General features: G+C 69.5%; 17 protein-coding genes and 1 pseudogene. 7 read left to right on the top strand and 11 right to left on the bottom strand.

From position 1 onward, the window contains the following. The first annotated feature begins 52 nt into the window (after positions 1-52). From FG323_RS02050 to FG323_RS02065, 4 genes and pseudogenes are all read left to right on the top strand, one after another. Positions 53-1291, top strand: coding sequence for an alginate export family protein (locus FG323_RS02050; protein ID WP_141452764.1), 1239 nt, complete (start codon positions 53-55; stop codon positions 1289-1291). An 84-nt stretch (positions 1292-1375) separates the two neighbouring features. Next, positions 1376-2830, top strand: a pseudogene (locus tag FG323_RS02055) (UbiD family decarboxylase); the annotation flags it as partial. Between the two features lie 119 nt (positions 2831-2949). Then, positions 2950-3948, top strand: a complete 999-nt coding sequence (locus tag FG323_RS02060; RefSeq protein ID WP_141452766.1) for a peptidase U32 family protein — start codon at positions 2950-2952, stop codon at positions 3946-3948. 2 nt (positions 3949-3950) lie between these two features. After that, entirely contained in the window at positions 3951-4838 is an 888-nt protein-coding gene (locus FG323_RS02065; protein ID WP_141452767.1) for a U32 family peptidase, read from the top strand. An 80-nt stretch (positions 4839-4918) separates the two neighbouring features. Here the strand turns inward: FG323_RS02065 and FG323_RS02070 are convergent, their stop codons facing one another. From FG323_RS02070 to FG323_RS02100, 8 genes are all read right to left on the bottom strand, one after another. Continuing rightward, entirely contained in the window at positions 4919-6367 is a 1449-nt protein-coding gene (locus FG323_RS02070; RefSeq protein ID WP_141452768.1) for an FAD-binding protein, read from the bottom strand. Beyond that, positions 6364-7380 carry a quinolinate synthase NadA gene (nadA, locus tag FG323_RS02075; RefSeq protein WP_141452769.1) on the bottom strand — a complete coding sequence of 339 codons (1017 nt, stop codon included), beginning with the start codon at positions 7378-7380 and terminating at the stop codon, positions 6364-6366. Before nadA ends, FG323_RS02070 begins: the two co-directional genes overlap by 4 nt. Next, positions 7377-8222: an SCP2 sterol-binding domain-containing protein gene (locus FG323_RS02080; protein ID WP_141452770.1), complete on the bottom strand. Its 846-nt coding sequence runs from the start codon at positions 8220-8222 to the stop codon at positions 7377-7379. The genes nadA and FG323_RS02080 overlap by 4 nt, the downstream gene beginning before the upstream one ends. A gap of 154 nt (positions 8223-8376) precedes the next feature. Next, positions 8377-9615 (bottom strand): hypothetical protein, encoded by a 1239-nt coding sequence (locus FG323_RS02085; RefSeq protein ID WP_141452771.1) that lies wholly within the window; start codon positions 9613-9615, stop codon positions 8377-8379. After that, positions 9612-9866, bottom strand: a complete 255-nt coding sequence (locus FG323_RS02090) for a DUF2249 domain-containing protein (RefSeq protein ID WP_141452772.1) — start codon at positions 9864-9866, stop codon at positions 9612-9614. Before FG323_RS02090 ends, FG323_RS02085 begins: the two co-directional genes overlap by 4 nt. Continuing rightward, positions 9857-9997 (bottom strand): hypothetical protein, encoded by a 141-nt coding sequence (locus FG323_RS19600; RefSeq protein WP_181444054.1) that lies wholly within the window; start codon positions 9995-9997, stop codon positions 9857-9859. The genes FG323_RS02090 and FG323_RS19600 overlap by 10 nt, the downstream gene beginning before the upstream one ends. Before the next feature lie 4 nt (positions 9998-10001). Beyond that, positions 10002-10400: a SirB2 family protein gene (locus FG323_RS02095; protein WP_141452773.1), complete on the bottom strand. Its 399-nt coding sequence runs from the start codon at positions 10398-10400 to the stop codon at positions 10002-10004. Between the two features lie 4 nt (positions 10401-10404). Then, positions 10405-11649 (bottom strand): NnrS family protein, encoded by a 1245-nt coding sequence (locus FG323_RS02100; protein ID WP_141452774.1) that lies wholly within the window; start codon positions 11647-11649, stop codon positions 10405-10407. Positions 11650-12074: 425 nt separating this feature from the next. On the opposite strand from FG323_RS02100, the gene FG323_RS02105 reads away from it, so the two are divergent. Beyond that, positions 12075-12329: a hypothetical protein gene (locus FG323_RS02105; protein ID WP_141452775.1), complete on the top strand. Its 255-nt coding sequence runs from the start codon at positions 12075-12077 to the stop codon at positions 12327-12329. Between the two features lie 108 nt (positions 12330-12437). Here the strand turns inward: FG323_RS02105 and FG323_RS02110 are convergent, their stop codons facing one another. The 3 genes from FG323_RS02110 to hemN all read right to left on the bottom strand — a co-directional run bounded on the left by FG323_RS02110 (position 12438) and on the right by hemN (position 17003). Then, on the bottom strand, positions 12438-14711 hold the full coding sequence (locus FG323_RS02110) for a nitric-oxide reductase large subunit (protein ID WP_141452776.1): 2274 nt from the start codon (positions 14709-14711) through the stop codon (positions 12438-12440). 116 nt (positions 14712-14827) lie between these two features. Continuing rightward, positions 14828-15583 (bottom strand): helix-turn-helix domain-containing protein, encoded by a 756-nt coding sequence (locus FG323_RS02115; protein ID WP_141452777.1) that lies wholly within the window; start codon positions 15581-15583, stop codon positions 14828-14830. 19 nt (positions 15584-15602) lie between these two features. Continuing rightward, the gene (gene hemN / locus FG323_RS02120) at positions 15603-17003 is read right to left on the bottom strand and encodes an oxygen-independent coproporphyrinogen III oxidase (RefSeq protein WP_141452778.1); all 1401 of its coding nucleotides are present in this window, start codon (positions 17001-17003) and stop codon (positions 15603-15605) included. A 182-nt stretch (positions 17004-17185) separates the two neighbouring features. Between hemN and glp the strand changes: the two genes are divergently transcribed. Together glp and FG323_RS02130 are read left to right on the top strand one after the other, a co-directional pair. After that, on the top strand, positions 17186-18460 hold the full coding sequence (gene glp, locus FG323_RS02125) for a gephyrin-like molybdotransferase Glp (RefSeq protein ID WP_181444055.1): 1275 nt from the start codon (positions 17186-17188) through the stop codon (positions 18458-18460). A 9-nt stretch (positions 18461-18469) separates the two neighbouring features. Beyond that, positions 18470-19030: a molybdenum cofactor guanylyltransferase gene (locus FG323_RS02130; RefSeq protein WP_141452780.1), complete on the top strand. Its 561-nt coding sequence runs from the start codon at positions 18470-18472 to the stop codon at positions 19028-19030. Positions 19031-19094 lie beyond the last annotated feature (64 nt).

Here is a 19094-nt window from a genome sequence, read left to right on the forward strand (position 1 = left end):
GCGCATCGACACGCGCCATCCAAGCACAAAAAAGAGAAAGGGGAATACACACATGAAACACCTCATCCGCGTATTGCCGGGCCTGCCTTGCCTGGTCCTCGCACTCCCGGCCATCGCCGCCTCGCCGGTCGACACCGGCGGCAAGCTGATCCTGGACGCCCGCTACCGCTTCGAACAGGTCGATCAGGACAATGCGCTCGACACCGCCAAGGCGCATAGCCTGCGCACTCGCATCGGCTATCGCACACCGCGCTGGCACGGCCTGTCCGGGCTGGTGGAAATCGACGATGTCCGCCATCTGGGCGCGGAACATTTCAACGACACCCGCAACGGCCGCGCCGGTTACGCCACGGTCGGCGATCCGGAAGGCACCGAGGTCAACCAGGCGCTGATCCGCTACGCGGCGGACTGGGGCAGCGCGCAGGTCGGCCGCCAGCGCATCAACCTGGGCAACCAGCGCTTCGTCGGCGGCGTGGGCTGGCGGCAGAACGAGCAGACCTACGACGGCGCGATGATCGAACTGGCGCCGGGCGCCGGCTGGAAACTGACCTACGCCTATCTGGACAACATCAACAGCGTGTTCGGCCCGGACGACACCCGTCCGGTCAGCCGCACCGCGCCGGCCGACATCGAGGGCCACAGCCACCTGCTGCAGGCGCAGTACGCGTTCTCGTCGAACCTGAGCGCCATCGGCTACCACTACCGGCTGGGCCTGGACAACCTCGCGGTGGCACCCGGTGCGCCGCCGGGCACGCTGTCCAGCCGCACCAGCGGCCTGCGCGTGCAGGGCAAGGCTGGCGGGTTCTCCTACGTGCTGGAACACGCGCGGCAGCGCGAGCTGGCGGGAAACCCGTGGCGGCTGGACAGTCGCTACTGGCTGGCCGAAGCCGGCTACCGCTGGCAGGACATCCAGTGGAAGGCCGGCTACGAAGTGCTGGGCGCAGGCGGCGGCACGGGCAACCGCGCGTTCCAGACACCGCTGGCGACCAAGCACGCGTTCCAGGGTTGGGCCGATCAGTTCCTGACCACGCCGGCCGACGGGCTGCGCGATGCCTACGCCGGCTTCAGCCTGCCGCTGGGCGGTGGCGAATGGCAAACCTGGTATCACGACTTCCGCAGCGATCGCGGCGGCGACCGTTTCGGCCGCGAGCTGGATCTGTCCTGGCGCCACGCGATTCCCGGGGTGAAGGGACTGGAAGGCCTGCTCAAGCTGGCGAGTTACCGCAGCAGTGACACCGCCCGCACGGTGGATACCGACAAGTTCTGGGTGCAGGTGCAGTACACGTACTGAGCCGTTCCGGCTTGACGTGGATCAATGTGTCCCGTGGCGGGGCGTGAGGACAATGCCGCCTCCCTTCCCGCCACAGGACGCGGCATGGCCTTCCACGATCTGCGCGAATTCCTGGAACATCTTTCCGGGCACGGACAGTTGCTGGACATCGACGCGCCGGTCAGTCCGGAGCTGGAAAGCACCGCGTTGAGCCTGCGGGCCCTGCGCGAATCCGGGCCGGCGCTGCTGATGCACAACGCCGGCTCGCACCATGCGTTGCTGGGCAATCTGTTCGGCCATCGCCGCCGCATCGAACTGGCGCTGGCCGGCAGGCCGCTGGCCTCGCTGCGCGAACTGGGCGAACTGCTGGCCAGCATCAAAGAACCGCGCTGGCCCGGCAATCTGCGCAGCGCGCTGTCCGATTGGCCGGGATTGGCGCAACTGGCCTACGTGGCGCCGCGCGTGGTTGACGACGCGGCCTTCAACGAAGAGGTGCTGGAAGGCGAGGATGTCGATCTGGGACGCCTGCCGATCCAGCGTTGCTGGCCGGAAGACGTCGATCGCCTGATCACTTTCGGCCTGGTGATCACCCGTGGCATCCACCAGCAGCGGCAGAACGTGGCGATTTACCGGCAACAGGTGATCGGCCGCAACCGGGTGATCATGCGCTGGCTGCCACATCGCGGCGGCGCGCTCGATTACGCCAGCTGGCAGGCCGCGCATCCGGAGAAACCCTTTCCGGTGCTGGTCGCGATCGGCGCCGATCCGGCCACGCTGCTGGCGGCGGTGGCGCCGGTGCCGGACACGCTGTCGGAATACGAATTCGCCGGCCTGCTGCGGGCCGCGCGCACGCGGGTCTGGCGCAGCGCCTTGACCGGTCTGGATGCGCCGGCGGGCGCGGAAATCCTGCTGGAGGGTTTCATCCATCCCGGCGACACCGCGCTGGAAGGCCCGTTCGGAGATCACACCGGCTACTACAATGCGCAGGCGCACTTCCCGGTATTCACCATCGAGCGCATGCGCCTGCGTCGTCGCGCCATCTACCACGGCAGTTACATGGGTCGGGCGCCGTTCGACGAACCCTCGGTGCTGTCGATGGCGCTGAATGACATCTTCGTGCCGATCCTGCGCAAGGTGTTTCCGGAGATCGTGGACTTCTACCTTCCGCCGGAAGCGTGCTCGTACCGGGTCGCGGTGGTCAGCATCCGCAAGCAGTACGCCGGGCACGCACGGCGGGTGATGATGGGCATCTGGTCCTATCTTCGCCAGTTCACCTACACCAAGTTCGTCATCGTCACCGACGAGGACATCGACGTGCGCGATTGGGCACAGGTGATCTGGGCGGTGTCCACCCGGGTGGATCCGGCACGGGACAGCATGCTGGTGGAGAACACGCCGATCGACTACCTGGATTTCGCCACCCCGGTCTCGGGCGTGGGCTCCAAGCTCGGCCTGGACGCGACCCGTAAATGGGCCGGCGAGAGCGCGCGCGAATGGGGACGCCCGATCACCCTGGATCCGCAGGTCGAGCAACGCGTGGATGCATTGTGGCGGCAGGTATGCCGGACCGCCGCCGCCGAGGCCGGCGGTCTCGACGCGAACCCGGCCGAAGCCGGCATTGAAGCGGTCGCCGCCTGGGCGCCGCGCCCCGTGCATTCCGCCGACTGGAGAACCCCCTGATGCAACTGGTATGTCCCGCCGGCAACCTGCCGGCGCTGAAGGCCGCCATCGACGCCGGCGCCGATGCGGTCTACGCGGGCTTCCGCGACCAGACCAACGCGCGCGCGTTTCCCGGCCTGAACTTCGACGACGCCGAAATGCGGGAAGGCATCGCCTATGCGCATGCACGCGGACGCCAGGTGTACCTGGCGCTGAACACGTACCCGGACAGCGCGCGGCTGCCGCAATGGCGGCACGCGGTGGATCAGGCGGCCGCGTTCGGCGCCGACGCCATCATCGCCGCCGAGATGGCGGTGCTGCACTACGCGTCGCGGCAACACCCCGGGCTGGCGAGGCATCTGTCGGTGCAGGGCTCGGCGACCACCGCAGCGGCGTTGCGCTATGCGCACGAGCGTTTCGGCATCGCCCGCGCGGTATTGCCGCGCGTGCTCTCGGTGCAGCAGGTCGAGCGACTGTGCCAGTCCTCGCCGGTGCCGCTGGAGGTGTTCGCGTTCGGCAGCCTGTGCATCATGGTGGAGGGACGCTGCCAGCTGTCCAGCTACGTCACCGGGGTGTCGCCGAATCGCCACGGCGTGTGCTCGCCCGCCAGCTTCGTGCGCTGGGAGGAACATCCGGACCAGGGCCGCAGCGTGCGCCTGAACGGCATGCTCATCGACCGTTTCGGCGCGACCGAGCCGGCCGGCTATCCCACCGTGTGCAAGGGGCGCTACGCCGTCGGCGGCGAGATCTTCCATGCACTGGAGGAACCCACCAGCCTCAACACCCTGGAATTGCTGCCGCGCCTGGCCGAGGCCGGCGTGGCGGCGCTGAAGATCGAGGGCCGGCAGCGCGGCGCGGCGTACGTGCGCACCGTGACCCGGGTCTGGCGCGAAGCCATCGACGCGCAGGCGCGCGCCCCGGCCAGCTGGCGCCTGCGCGAGGACTGGCAGGCCGATCTTTCCGCCCACGCCGAGGGCCAGCAGACCACCCTCGGCCCCTATCACCGCGCCTGGCATTGACGATGAAACTCAGTCTTGGACCCTTGCAGTATTTCTGGCCGCGCGAGCGCGTGCTGGCCTTCTATCGCGAGGCCGCGCAGTGGCCACTGGACATCCTCTATCTCGGCGAGACCGTGTGCAGCAAGCGCCGTGAACTGCGCACCCGCGACTGGCTGGCGCTGGCGGAGGAACTGGCCGGCAGCGGCAAGCAGATCGTGCTGTCGTCGCTGGCGTTGATCGAAGCCGAGTCCGAACTGTCGACGGTGGTGCGACTGGCGGAGAACGGCGCGTTCCTGCTGGAAGCCAACGATCTGTCGGCCGTGCAGGTCTGCCGCGAGCGCGGCCTGCCGTTCGTGGCCGGGCCCACGCTGAATGTCTACAACCACGTCGCCCTGGGCCTGCTGATCGAGGACGGGCTGGTGCGCTGGGTGCCCGGCGTGGAGCAAGGGCGCCGGTTGCTGGAAGAACTGCGCGCGGCGATGGTGGAGCAGGGCACGCCGATGCCGGAACTGGAAATCATGGCCTGGGGACGCCTGCCGCTGGCCTGGTCGGCGCGCTGCTTCACCGCTCGCGCCTACGACGTGCCCAAGGACGACTGCGGTTTCCGCTGCATCGAGCATCCCGACGGACTGCCGCTGGGTACCCGCGAAGGCGAGGCGTTCATGGTGATCAACGGCATCCAGGTGCAGGGCATGGAGATTGTTGACATGGCGCCCGAGCGCGACGAGCTGATTGCCTGTGGCGTGGACATCCTGCGGCTGTCACCCGCGCAGGACGACATGGCGGCGGTGGTGGATCATTTCCACCGGATGCTGCGCGCGCCGCTGCCACCGCCGCGACTGGGCGCGCGCAATGGCTACTGGCACGGCAAGCCGGGACGCGCGTCGCTGGCGGCGCCAGGACCGGCCTGAAGACGGATGTCGAACGAAGCGGCGCGAGTCATTCCGCCGCTTTCGCATCCCACGAGTTCGAATGACAGGTGCGGCGCGGTTCAGTCGACTGGCGCGTCGCTCCGGTAATGCGCGCCCAGGCTGCGGGTCCGCGCCAGCGCCGCGTCCAGGATCCGCGTGACCAGTTCGCCCTGCCAGCTGCCGGCAAGGCCGGCGTCGCGCGCCAGTTCCTCACGCGCCTCGCGCATGACCGCTCCGTCGCGCACCGGTCCCAATGCGCGCCAGGTCAGTGTGCGCAGATCCAGCGACGCGGACGGGCCGGCGTCGCGTCCGCGCATCACCCAGCGGCCGTGTTCGGCGGGCAGATGGCGATGGATGCCGGCCAGCGACTGGCCCAGACGGCGGCCGTAGACCACGCCTTCCAGCAGCGAATTGCTGGCCAGTCGATTGGCGCCGTGCACGCCGTTGCACGCGGCCTCGCCGACCGCGTACAACCCTTCCACCGCGCTGCGCCCGTCCAGATCCACGGCGATGCCACCCATGTGGAAGTGCGCGGCGGGGGTGACCGGGATGCGCTGCACCCGCGGGTCGATGCCGTGCGCGCGGCACAGCGCGTATACGGTGGGGAACTGCAGCAGCCAGGTCTCGTGCAGATGGGTGGCATCCAGCCAGATGCGCTGGCCCGCCTGTTGCGCCTGCCATACCTGCCGGGCCACCACGTCGCGTGGCGCGAGATCGCCCAGCGGATGGTGGCCGAGCATGATCGGAGCGCCGTCGTCGTCGTACAGGCGCGCGCCGGCGCCGCGCAGCGCTTCGGTAATCAGTGGCAGCGCGCCGTCGACCCTGACCGACAGCGCGGTGGGGTGGAACTGGACGAATTCCAGATCGCGCGCCTGCGCGCCCGCGGCGAGCGCCAGCGCCAGGCCGTTGCCATCGGCGCCGGAGGGATTGGTGCTGGCGGCGAACAGCGCGCCGCAGCCACCGGTGGCGAGCACCAGATCGGCGCAGTCGATGTCCTCGCTGCGGCCTTCGCCCGGCCAGACGATGCGCAGTCCGCTGACGCCATGGTCGCCGACCCGCAGCGCATCCAGCGTCGCCGGCGGACGCCAGTCGATGTGCGGCGCGTTCTGCGCCGCGCGGATCAGCGCCAGCAGCAGCGAGGCACCGCTGGCATCGCCGCCGGCGTGGACGATGCGGTTGCGCCGATGCCCGCCCTCGCGACCCAGCAGGAAGCGCGTGCCTTCCAGGTCGAAGGGAACCCCCTGCGCCTGCAGCCAGCGCACGGCCATTACCGCGTTGTCGACCAGGTAGCGGACCGCGTCGTAGTCGTTGTGATCGGCGCCGGCGGCCAGGGTGTCGTGCGCATGGGCGTCGGCGCTGTCGCCGCTGTCCAGCGCCGCGGCGATGCCGCCCTGGGCCAGCGCGGTGCAACAGTCGATACCCGCCGGCGCGCGGCCCAGCAACAGCACCCTGCGCGGCGCGGCCGACAGTGCGGTCGCGAGTCCGGCGACGCCGCAACCCACCACCACCAGTGGCGGCGCGCCGCTCACGGGCGTTCGCCCCGGCCCACCGCGAGCATCCGCGCCAGCGCGGCGCGCGCGCCGGCGGCCACCTGTTCCGGCACTTCCACCACGTGGCGCAGCTCGCGCAGGCAGGCATGGATGTTCGGCAGGGTGATCCGCTTCATGTGCGGGCACAGGTTGCAGGGCTTGATGAACTCGACATCGGGAAAGCGATGGCGCAGGTTGTCGGCCATCGAGCATTCGGTGATCAGGGCGACCCGGCGCGGACGCTCGCGTTCCAGCCACGCGCCCATCGCGGTGGTCGAACCGACGAAATCGGCCTCGCGCTGCACTTCCGGCGGGCACTCCGGATGCGCGACCAGGCGCGCGTCGAAGGTCTCGCGGGTATGCCTCGCCTGCTGCGCGGTGAACTGCTCGTGCACTTCGCAGCGGCCGTCCCACAGCACCAGTTCAACGCCGGTCTGGGCGGCGACGTGATGGCCCAGGAAGGCGTCGGGCAGGAAGATGACCTTGTCCGCGCCCATCGCCTCGACCACCTGCACCGCGTTGGCGGAGGTGCAGCAGGCATCGGATTCGGCCTTCACCGCCGCGCTTGTGTTGACGTAGCTGACCACCGGCGCGCCGGGATGGCGCGCGCGCAACGCGCGCACGTCGTCGGCGGTGATGGAGGCCGCCAGCGAACAGCCGGCGTCGGGATCCGGAATCAGCACGGTGCGCGTCGGCGCCAGGATCTTGGCGGTCTCGGCCATGAAGTGGACGCCGCACAGCACGATGATTTCCGCATCGCAGTCGGCGGCGGCCTGGGCCAGCGCCAGCGAGTCGCCGGTGACATCGGCCACGCCGTGGAAGATCTCCGGCGACTGGTAGCTGTGCGCCATGATCACCGCGCCGCGTTCGCGCTTGAGTTCACGGATGGCGTCAATCCAGGGCAGGTGCAGCGGCCATTCCAGGCACGGCACGGTATCACCGACGCGCGCGGTCAGATCCGCGTAGCGGTCCTCGAGTTCCGGACGCCAGCGCGGACGGAAGGCCGCGTTCATGCGGCTTGTCCGTGGTGGCGGCGATGCACGGCGCGAGCGTCGCGGGCCAGCCGGGCGCTGCGCTGAAGCAGGATGCGCGAACCGAGTGGAAACGACTCCCACGGCAACCGGTCGAGCAGGTTACGCAGGAACAACCCGAGTTCGGTGTCGCCGGTCAGCATCAGGCGGCGCTGGAAAAACAGGGTATCGGCGTCCTCCAGCCGGCTGGCCAGCAGCAGCAGATCGGTGGCGCTGCCGCTCACCGTGGCTTCCGCGTCGCCCTGTGCGATGTGCAGGCCGTCGGCGTGCAGTTCGAACACCCAGCGCTGATCGAGGTCGGTGACTTCTATACCGAGCCGGCGGCTGGCAACCGGCTCCAGGACGCGCCGCACCTGCGGCGAGGCCAACGCGGGCGCGATCAGGCGCAACGCCGCGCGTTGGCGCAGCGGTTCCGGAATCCGTGCCAGCCAGGGCCGCAGGCGACGTGGTGGGGGCAGCCAGCGGAGCAAGGCGGAAGGCGCGGAAGCGGAGCGGTTCGATGAAGGACCGGAATGGGCCATGGGAGGGGTCGGTTCGGAAAGGGAGGAAGAAGCCCGCGACTGGCGGCGATGGGCTTCGGCGATCAGCAGCCGCATCAGTCGCTCGGCGCTGGATGGAGAAATGCCGGCGCGGTTCGCGAGCCGGCGCGCGCGCTCCCGGACCCGGTGTTCGCGCCGTGCGTCGGTCTGCGCCAGGCCCGCGTCGCGCTTGATCCGGCCGGCCAATCCAGCCAGCCGCTGGCGTCCGCCCAGCAGGATCACCATCGCGTCGTCGACCCGATCGATCGCCGCGCGCGTGCCGCCCAGGGCCAGGCGGCTCAGCATGGAACCGCCCCCACGACGGATGCCGGCGCGGAAACGGCAACGGGACGATGGCCGGACGGGTCCGGCGCGATGGGCGATTCGAACGGCGGCATGGCGATCACCGGTATGGTGGGCACATCCTAGGCAGCGCCGGCCGGGCTGCCATTGACCCAGATCAAGCGGGCCGGAAGCGCAGCGCCCCGCGCCAGCAGCGCAGGATCACCGCTCCGCTGGCGCCCCACGCGAGCATCAGCGCGGTGCCGGCCAGCCGCGCCAGCGCGGGATCCGCGGTCGCGGCCAGCAGCAGCCCGCCCGCCGCCAGGTGGGCGTACAGCAGCCACTGCTTGTGGCTGTCCTCGAGCAGCCGGTCCACCCCCGGCACGCGCACGCCGCGCGGGTGACGCCGGCGCAGTTCGATCCAGGCCAGGAAGCCGATGATCTCCAGCAGCATGCCCAGCACCAGCAGTGGCAGGCCGACCGCGATCACCAGCACGCCAATCGCCAGCATGGCGCGCGGGGACAGGTCTGGCGCCATGATGGCCAGGCAAGCCGCCGCCAGCGCGGTGCAGCCGGCCAGCCAGAACCGGCGCAGCACCGGATTGCGCGGATGTGGCGCACGCGATTGCAGGATCGGAACCGCCAGGCAGAACACCAGCGCGGGCAGGGCGAGGACGCGCGCCGGATGAATGGGCACATCGGCCAGCGCGCGCCAACCCGCCGCGCCGAGGCCGGCGACCAGCAGCCCCAGCCAGATCAGCAGCCAGCCAGCGGGAATGCGCCGCGTTCCCTGCAGCATCGGCAGGGTGATGCTGGCAACCGCGCCGAGCAGGGCGAGCGCCCAGCCCGCGAGCCCAAACGCGGCGTGCAGGTTGGCGATTCGATCCAGCGGAAGCGCCATCCTGCCCGAGAGAATCGCCAGCCCCGCCAGTCCGAGCGAGGCGGTGATCAGCAGTGACGCCAGCGCGACGCCGATACCGAAGCGCGCCACGCGCGCACCGGTTCCACGTGCCACCGCGATCAGGCCGCCGACTGCGAATAGCAGCAACGGTGGCGCCAGCAGCAGCGAGGCCGCGCCGGTGAGCAGCGGGTGCGGAAACATCAGCGCCGGCACCAGCAGGAGCAATCCGCCATTGAATGCCGCATGCCACCATGGCGCGAGTACGGGGCGGGGCAACGGACTGCCGGCGGCGACCGGCAGAAACTGGATCAGGCTGCCGAGCATCGCATTGCCGAGCACGCCCAGGGTGAACAGGTGCACCAGCACCAGCGTATGCGGCGCCCAGCGCGTCAGCAGCGCGGTTTCACCGCTCCACAGCAACCAGGCGCCAGCGAGGACGCCCCAGGCCAGCGACGCCAGCAGGAAGCGCAGCGGCTGCCCGGGCGGTGGTGCCTGGGCGAACGCCAGTCCGCTCATGCGATTCGCGGCGGTTCCAGCGCAGCGCGATCGTCGGCGTGGCAGATCGCGATGCAGGCATCGCCGGCGGGCAGGTCGTGCACCCGATAGGCGTAGCCCCAGGCGTCGAGCAGCGACATCAGCGGCAACGGGCGGAACGGCGTGAGCGCGACCAGCCGCCCACCGCGCGGCAGGGTGTCGAGGCTGGCGAGGATCCGCTGCATCGGTTCCGGTGGCGCGAGTTCGCGCAGATCCAATCGCATCAGGGACATGGGGTTTCGCCGTCCATCGCGGCATCGTCCGATTCGGGACAGGCCAGCGTGGCGCCGGCCGCATCGAAGGATTCGCGTATCCAGCCGGCACAGGGCGAGCACGGATCCGGCGGCAGCAGCGCTTCGTTCATGGGGTTACCCCAGCAGGGCCAGCAGGCCCATCGGATGGTGCGCGCGCGCGATGCCGTAAACCTGCAGGAAGCACAGCAACGCGACCGCATACAGCACGATGCGGGACAGTCTTCCCCGCGTCGGCTGAAAGGCGAGAACGCCCAGCACCACGTACGCGAGGATGAGAGCGACCTTCACGACCAGCCAGCCGTTGGCGAACAGCCCGGCGGGCAGGATCGTCAGCAGCATCATCGCCGCGGTCAGCAGCACGGTGTCGATCGTGTAGCTGAGATAGCGCAGCGGCGCCACGCGCGGCCAGCGCATGCCCAGCGACAGCCCCAGTCCACGCAGTGCGAACAGCGTGCCGCTGGTGAGCGCGGCGGCGATGTGGACCTGCTTGATGTCGGGATAGAAGGTGATCATGGCGTCAGCCCGGCCGCCCGTCGGCGCGCGGGCTCAGGTAGATGCGGCCGATGCGGGTCACCCACGGCAGCAGCGCCAGCAGCCAGCCGATCGCCGAGGCGACCTGCCAGAACAGGGCGTCGGGGGCGATTTCGGCGACCACCCGCGTCACCGCCACGATCTGCAGCGCGGCGAAGGCGAACCAGGCCGGCGCCGGCATCTTCAACGGCCGCCCGGAATGACCCTGGGTGACCCGGGTGACCATCGCCACCAGCACGCTGCCGAAGAAGCCGATGAACATCGCGTGCATCGGCGCGCGTCCCAGCACGAATTCACCCGTGAGCAGGTAGATGACGCTCTGCGTGGTATACAGCGCGAAGGTGATCGGCAGCCACGCCGTGCCGACGAACAGCACCGCCAGCAATCCAGGCATGCGTCCGCGCGGCCACCAGCGCCACAACGCCACGCCGCTGGCGATCAGCAGCGCCGCGTCCGGCAGCCACAGCCACGCGTAGGCGTGGCGCAGCTCCAGCAGCAGGTGCAGCAGCAGGAAGCCCCACATCGCGCCCAGCCAGGCCATCGGCCGCCAGGGCTGGTAGCCCGGCACCGCGTTGGCGGCGAAGAACGGAAACATGCGGTGCGCCACGGTCAGATAGATGGGCAGCAGCATCACCACGCCGCCGAGCTTGATGCTGGCGAAGGCGTACCACGCGTCGCCGGTCAGCACGAACACCAGGAAGCACACCAGTCCGGTGCAGCCGAGCAGCAGCGCGGCGAAACAGGAACGTGCGTGCCAGGAACGCGCGGTGTCGCGCAGCAGCAGGCGCCCCAGGGTGGCGACGCCGGCCAGCCAGCCGGCCAGCGCCATCCACAGGCCGACCGTGAAACCGGCGTCCCAACCCAGCGTGGACAGCAGGATGGCCAGTTGTCCGCCCATCAGGCCGGCGCCCACCGGCGCGTAGCGCCAGCGCGGCAGATCCGGCAAGCCCATCCAGCGCGGGAATACCGTCAGCAGGAAGCCGAAGATGAAACTCGGCAGCACCAGGTACTGCATCAGGAAGGCATGCAGCCAACCCGGCGGTACCGCGATGTCCGGCATGCGCCAGGCGCCGGTGTACTGCGCGGCCAGCCAGGCCGTCCACCACAGCATCGCCAGCAGCACGTTGCCGGCGCCGATGAAGAACATCAGCCGGTGCGGTGCCTGCAGCAACTGGCGCGCGGACATGCCGGCGGGGGGCGAGGGCGGGTTGGAAACGGGAATCGGTCGCATGGCCGCAGTCTGCGCCGCGGCGCCGGTGCCTTCCTTGACCTGGATCAGGCGGGATGCGGATCCCTGCCGGGGGGAGTCCCGCCCGCGTTGTCCTGCCGATTCCCCGCATCGTCGTTCCGGCGAACGTCGGGCCTATCCGGGTTCCGGCCAGCGTTCCCGGCAGCCAGGGATCTCGATGGATTCCAGCTTGCGCTGGAATGACGGGGGAGGGATTCGGGCGGTTGATGGAGGTCGGATGTGTTGGAGAGACGGTCGCGACTTGCGTCGCTCCCACAAAGGCTCGCCGAATCACTTCCTGTGGGAGCGACGTCAGTCGCGACATCCGGACGACCACTTGATGCGGGTCAATGCCGGCGCCACCGGAGCTGCTTACCTTGCCCGGCACCGGGGCGATGGCCCCGGCCCACACTCAGCAAGGAAACCCGATGTCCGCTCCCGAACTCACCGACGAACCACTCCAGCAACGCACCCGCGCCATGACCCATGCCCTGCGCGAATGGGATCCCGACGCGGAGGTCCAGTTCGAATCCGCCAACGGTCGTCTGTCGATCCTGACCACGCTGGCGCCGGCGCGGGTGCGCGAAATCCTCGCCACCGTCGGCGAACATGTCGAGGACGTGCCGGAGGAGGGGCAGCGAGGCGGCGGTTGCGGCTGCGGTGGCTGCGGCTGTTCCGGCTGACCGGAACGTCCCGCGCCGGCGACATCGCGCGAGTTTTCGAATCGCCGATAAAAAAAGAGCCGCTTGCGCGGCTCTTTTTCGTTGCGGTTGGAACCTCGGGAACGGGAATCAACCTTCCTGCGGCACCGCTGCAGGCAGCGCTTCCCGGCGTGGCGCCACCCACAGGCGGAACACGAACCAGGCCAGGGCGACCGCGCCGACGCTGAACAGCGTGTCCGAGGGAACCCGCATCCACACCAGCATGTCCACGATCGGCTGCTGCATGAACTCGGCCGAGCGCGCGTACCAGTAGCCGTGCTTCAGCGCGGCGTTGAGCTGGAGGATGCCCAGCGGCAGCAGGGTGAACAGGGCCATGCCGGCCAGGCCGATGTTGAGCGACCAGAACGCGGTCTTCAGCAGCTTTTCGTTCCACTGCACGTCCGGCTTGAGGCCACGCAGGCAGAACAGCATCAGGCCGATGCCGAGCATGCCGTACACGCCGAACAGCGCGGTGTGGCCGTGGGTCGGGGTCAGGTTCAGGCCCTGCATGTAGTACAGCGGCAGCGGCGGATTGATCAGGAAGCCGAACAGGCCGGCGCCCACCAGGTTCCAGAACGCGACCGCGATGAAGAACAGGATCGGCCAGCGGTAGCGTTGCATCCACGGCGTGGCCTTGCCCATCCTGTAGCTGTGGTAGGCCTCGAAGCCGACGTAGGCCAGCGGCACCACTTCCAGCGCCGAGAAGCTCGCGCCGATGGCGATGACCGCGGTCGGGGTGCCGGTGAAGTACAGGTGGTGCAGGGTGCCCAGCACGCCGCCGGCCATGAACACGATGGTCGCGAACAGCACCGCCACCGTGGCCGACTTGACCTGCAGCATGCCCAGGCGGGTGAACAGGAAGGCGATGACCGCCACCGCGAAGACCTCGAAGAAGCCTTCCACCCACAGGTGCACCACCCACCAGCGCCAGTATTCGACCATCGACAGGTGCGTATGCTCGCCCCACATCAGGCCGGCGGCGTAGAACACGCCGATGGCGACGGTGGACAGGAACAGCAGGGAGACGATGGAACGCGAATCGCCGCCGTTGCGCATCGCCGGCCACAGGGCGCGGCCGACCAGCACCAGCCACAGGGTCAGGCCGATGAACAGGAACCACTGCCAGAAGCGGCCGAGGTCGACGTATTCCCAGCCCTGGTGGCCGAACCAGAAGTTGTGCTTCAGGCCGAGCTTCTGCATCACCGCGAACCACTGTCCGGCGAACGCACCGACCACGATGATCAGCAGGCAGACCCACAGCAGGTTCACGCCCAGGCGCTGGAACTTCGGCTCGTGTCCGGAAATCGCCGGACCGATGTACAGGCCCATGCCCAGCCAGGCGGTGGCGATCCACAGCACTGCCAGTTGCGTGTGCCAGGTGCGCGTCAGCGCATACGGCAGCACGTCGGACAGGGCGAAGCCGTAGGCTTCCTGGCCTTCGACCTGGTAATGGGCGGTGATCGCGCCGAGCAGGATCTGCACCAGGAACAGCGCGATGACCACCCAGAAGTACTTGGCGGTGGCGCGCATCGACGGGGTGACCTTGATGTCGGCCAGCGGATCCCGCTTGGGCAGCACCGGCGCCAGCTCGTCACCATGGTTGACCGCGTAGTGCCAGCCGAGCAGGCCGACGCCGGCGATCAGGAACAGCACGCTGAAGACCGTCCACAGGAACGCGCTCGGCGGCGGAGTGTTGCCGACCAGTTCGTCGGCCGGCCAGTTGGCGGTGTAGCTGATCTCGGCGCCGGGACGCTGGGTCACCGACGACCACGCGGCCCACCAGTAGAACCCGGTGAGCTGGCGGCGGTGCTCGGCGTCGGGCACGGTGTCGTTGCGCATGGCGTAGGCCTCGCGCAGTTCCACCATCGCCGGATCCTTGCCGAACAGCTGCTCGTAGTGCGCGGCGACCGTGCGGATGGCGGCGGCGCGGTCGGCGTCCACGGTCACCGTGCCGGTGGCGGCATCGTAGGTGTTGGGACGCATCAGCGCCTGCACGCGGGTGGCGTACGCGGCCTGGGTGGGAGCATCCAGTTCCTTGTAGCTGGCGGCGCCGGCTTCGCGCTTGGCCCAGATGTCGAGGATGGCCTCGGCCTCCCGGTGCAGCCAGTCCGCGCCCCAGTCAGGGGCCACGTAGCCGCCGTGGCCCCAGATGGAGCCCAGTTGCTGGCCACCGATCGACTGCCAGACCTGGCGGCCGGTCTCGATGTCCTTGCGGGTGTAAAGCACCTGGCCATTGGCGTCGACCACCTGTTCGGGCAGGGGCGGCGCCTGTCGATGGACCTCGCTGCCGACCCAGAGCAGGACGGCGAACGAGGCGATGAGCAGGGCGGCCAACCCTGCCCACAGCTTGCGTGTGGAATTCATGATGCGGGACTCCGTGGGAACCGCAGGCATGTTCCGCCCGCGTCTGGATCCCCTCCATGACCTACGTCAAGCCGATGGCATTCGCGTGCAAGCGGGCGCGTGGCGCCGGGGCGACCTCAGTCGCGCAGCACCGTGGCGGCGAGTTCGTGCAGACGATCCATGTCCAGGACCTCCACATCGCGCTGCTTGATGTGGACCAGGCCCTCGCGCTCGAACCGGCGCAGCACCCGGCTCACCGTTTCCGGCGCCTGGCGCAGGTAGTTGGCGATGTCGGTGCGCGACATGGTCAGCTGGAACCGGCGAGAGGAATAGCCGCGCGCGGCCAGCCGCCGCGACAGTCCGATCAGGAACGCCGCCATCCGCTCGTCGGCGCTGTTGTCGCGGGCGAACAGCGAGGCCACGCCGATGTCGTGGCTCATCAGCCGGAACAGATGCTGCTGCAGGTTCGGCAGGCGGGTGGCGAGCAGGGCGATCTTGGGGAACGAGAACCGGCACAGCATCACCGTATCCAGCGCGATCGCGTTGCAGGGATAGCGGTCGCCGTGGATCGCGTTGAGGCCAATCACCTCGCCGGGCAGATGGAAGCCCAGCACCTGCTCGTGGCCGTCGCGATCGACCTGGTAGGTCTTGACCGTGCCGGCGCGCACCGCGGCGATGGCGCTGAAGGAATCCCCCTCGCGGAACACGTGCTCGCCCGGTTGCAGCGGGCCGACGTGTTCGACCAGCACGTGCAGGTCCATCAGCGCGCGCTTGTCCATGCCCTCGCTCAGGCAGGCCTGGGAGAACGCGCAGGTCGAGCAGAACGTCAGCGAATCGCCGTCGTCCGAGAGAATGGTGGCGTCGGTACGCGGGAAAACGACCGGCGAGCTCATGCGGACGTCCCGGATGAGGTCAGATGGTTCGCGAGAACCGCGTGGTCGCGGCCTCCGCGGAGGCGGGCAGGTATCGGTCGAAGCACATGGCGATGATACGCAACAGCAGGCGTCCGCGCGAGGTCGCGCATACCTCCCGAGGCCCCACCTCGACCAGCCCGTCGGCCTGCAGCGGCTCCAGCCGCGCCAGCGCGTCGGCGAAGTAGTCGCGGAAGTCGATCACGTGACGGCGCTCGATCGCGTCGAAGTCGATGCGGCCGTGGCACATCAGCTGCTGGATGACATCGGCACGCAGCAGGTCGTCCTCGTCCAGACGCATGCCGCGCCACACCGGCAGGCGGCCGCTGTCGATCATCTGCTCCCAGCTGCCGATGTCGCGCGGGTTCTGGCTGAAGCTGGCGCCGACATGGCTGATCGCGCTGACGCCCAGGCCGATCAAATCGCTTTCGGCGTGGGTGGAGTAGCCCATGAAGTTGCGGTGCAGGTCGCCGCGCTGCTGCGCCCGCGCCAGGTCATCCTCGGGCAGGGCGAAGTGATCCATGCCGATGTAGACGTAGCCGGCTTCGCCCAGCTTGTCGATGGCGCAGCGCAGCAGGTCGAGTTTCTGTTCGGGGGAGGGCAGCTCCTCGGCATGGATGCGCTGCTGCGGGCGGAACAGCGCCGGCAGGTGCGCGTAGCTGTAGATCGCCAGCCGGTCCGGGCGCGCCTTCAGGGTGATGTCGAGCGTGCGCGAGAAACCGGCGAGGGTCTGCCGGGGCAGGCCGTAGATCAGGTCGACATTCACCGAGCGCATGCCATGGGTACGGCAGGCGTCGATGATCGCCAGGGTGTCCTCGACGCCCTGCACGCGGTTGACCGCCTGCTGCACGTCGGGGTCGAAGTCCTGCACGCCCAGGCTGGCGCGGTTGAAGCCGGCGCGGGCCAGTTGGCCCACTTCGTCCGGGCTGATGAAGCGCGGATCCAGCTCGATCGAGCAGTCGAAACCGGCGCCGGAGGCGAACGAGAAGTGCCGGCGCAGTACGTCGACGACCTCGGCGATCTGGTCCGGCGACAGGAAGTTGGGCGTGCCGCCACCGAAGTGCACCTGGTTGACGTCGCGGTCGCGATCGAACAGCGGCGAGACCAGCGCGATTTCCCGGTACAGACGGGTCAGGTAGGCGTCGCCGCGCGCCTTCTCGCGGGTGATGATGCGGTTGCAACCGCAGTAGAAGCAGGGGCTGGTGCAGAACGGGATGTGCAGGTACAGCGAGAGCGGGCGCGGGATCGGATCGCCGTTGGTGATCGCGGCCACTTCGCGCAGTTCCGCCTCCTGGAACTGGGCCGAGAACTGCGGCGCGGTCGGGTAGGAGGTGTAGCGCGGCCCCGGCTTGTCGTAACGCCGGAGCAGTTCGGGGTCGAAGAGGGCGGAAAGGGCGGGCATGGACAAAGGCTAGGCAATGCCGGCCACCGGCGCCTTGACCTGAATCAACCCCGCGCGGGTTGGCCGGAAACCTTCAGCTATGTGAGGATGCCGGCCATCCCGGACCGTCGCCGGGGACCGACACGATCGGGGCACGCGCGGCCTGCGTGCCCGCGAGGCGGGAATGTTCTGAAGGAGTACGCGTGATCGGATACGAGGAAGCCCTGGCCCTGTTGCTGCGCGATGCCGCGCCGCTGGACGCCGAATCGCTGGCGGCCTTCGATGGCGCCGGCCGGGTGCTGGCGGCGGACGTCCACAGTCCCGCGCCCTTGCCGCGCTTCGACAACGCGGCGATGGACGGCTTCGCGCTGGCGTTGGGCGATGCGACGGGGGAAGCCGGGACGGAATGGCCGGTACTTGGCTCGACGGCCGCCGGCGATGCCGCAGCCCGGCCGGATGGAACGGCACGACAGGGCGCGTGGGAAATCATGACCGGCGCGGTGATGCCGGACGGCCTGGACTCGGTGGTGCCGGTCGAACGCGTCGATGCGCTCGGCGGCGACGAGGGCGCGCCGCCTGCGCGCATTCGCCTGCGCGAACCGGTGCGGGCGGGCGCCAACGTGCGCCGACGCGGCGAGGACATCGCCGAGGGCGCACGTGTGCTGGCGAAGTCCGAACGGCTGGACCCCGCGCGGATCATGCTGCTGGCCGCGCTCGGCATCGAACGCGTGCCGCTGGTGCGGCGACCACGGGTGGCGTTGATCGCCACCGGCCGCGAACTGGCCGAGGGCGGCGAGGCGGGCGAGGGCGCCTGGATCCACGACAGCAACACGCCGTTCCTGCGGCTGCGCCTGCATGCGGCCGGCGCCGAGATGGTGGCATGCGAACGGGTCGGCGATGATCCCGCCGGGTTCGCTGCCGCGCTGGACCGTGTATTGGCGCACCAGCCGGATCTGGTGATCAGCACCGGCGCGGTGTCCAGGGGACGTTTCGATTTCGTCCCCGACAGCCTGCGCGCGCGTGGCGCGGAACTGCGCTTCCACGGCGTGGCGATCCGACCCGGCAAGCCGCTGCTGTGCGCGCGCCTGCGCGAAGGGCCGCTGCACGTCGGCCTGCCCGGCAATCCGGCTTCCTGCGCGGTCGGTCTGCGCTTCTTCGTGGAACCGCTGCTGCGCGCGATGCTGGGGCTGCCACGCGAACGGCCCACGCGCCTGCCGCTGGCCGCGCCGGTGCATGCGCGCGCCAACCTGCGCACGCACCTGCACGCGATGCTGGAGAGCGACGGAGAGGGGCGGTTGGCGGTGCATCCGTTGCCACGCCAGGAATCCTTCCGGCTCGCGCCGTTCCTGTCGTCGCAGGCATGGTTGGTACTGCCCGAAACCGGCGATGGCAGTACCGTGATGGAACCGGGCCAGGTCGTCGACGTGTATCCGCCCGGGCATCTGGAACCGCTGGCGTGGCGGCAGGGACACCCGTGATGGCAGGCCATGAATGACGCCGTGCTTCCCGCCTGGCAAGGCATCGTGCTCGCCGGCGGACGTTCCTCGCGCATGGGCCGTGACAAGGCGCTGCTCGAATGGCGGGGCCGCCCGCTGCTGGAGCACATGCGCGCGCTGCTGTCCGATGCCGGCGCCACGCGGGTGGTGATCAGCGGCGTGCGTCCGGGGGCAGACGCCATTCCCGACGACATCGGCGACGCCGGACCGGCGGCGGCGCTCGCGCAACTGGTGCAGCGGCTGCCGGACGGCGTCTGGCTGGTGGTACCGGTGGACATGCCGCTGCTGGAAGCCCCGGCATTGCACGCGCTGGTCGCCGCATCCGTGGATTGCGCGATGTTCGAAGGCCACCCGTTGCCGATGCGCATCACCCTGGATGCGCGCACCCGCGCGATCCTGGCCGGCATCGTCGATCTGCCGCCGGACCAGCGTTCGTTGCGCGCGATCCACCATGCGCTCGCGGGCGAGATGCTCGCGGCGGGCGCGTGGAATGCCACCCTGGTCGGTTGCAACACACCGGAGGAATGGGCCGCATTGCGCGAACGCCAGTAGATCGCGATCACGTCCGAGCGCTCTGCATCGTCCGCGGCAACGTCCTGCCGACCCGCGACACGTT

The organism is Pseudoxanthomonas sp. z9 (assembly GCF_006542425.1).
Classification (GTDB): Bacteria; Pseudomonadota; Gammaproteobacteria; order Xanthomonadales; family Xanthomonadaceae; genus Pseudoxanthomonas_A.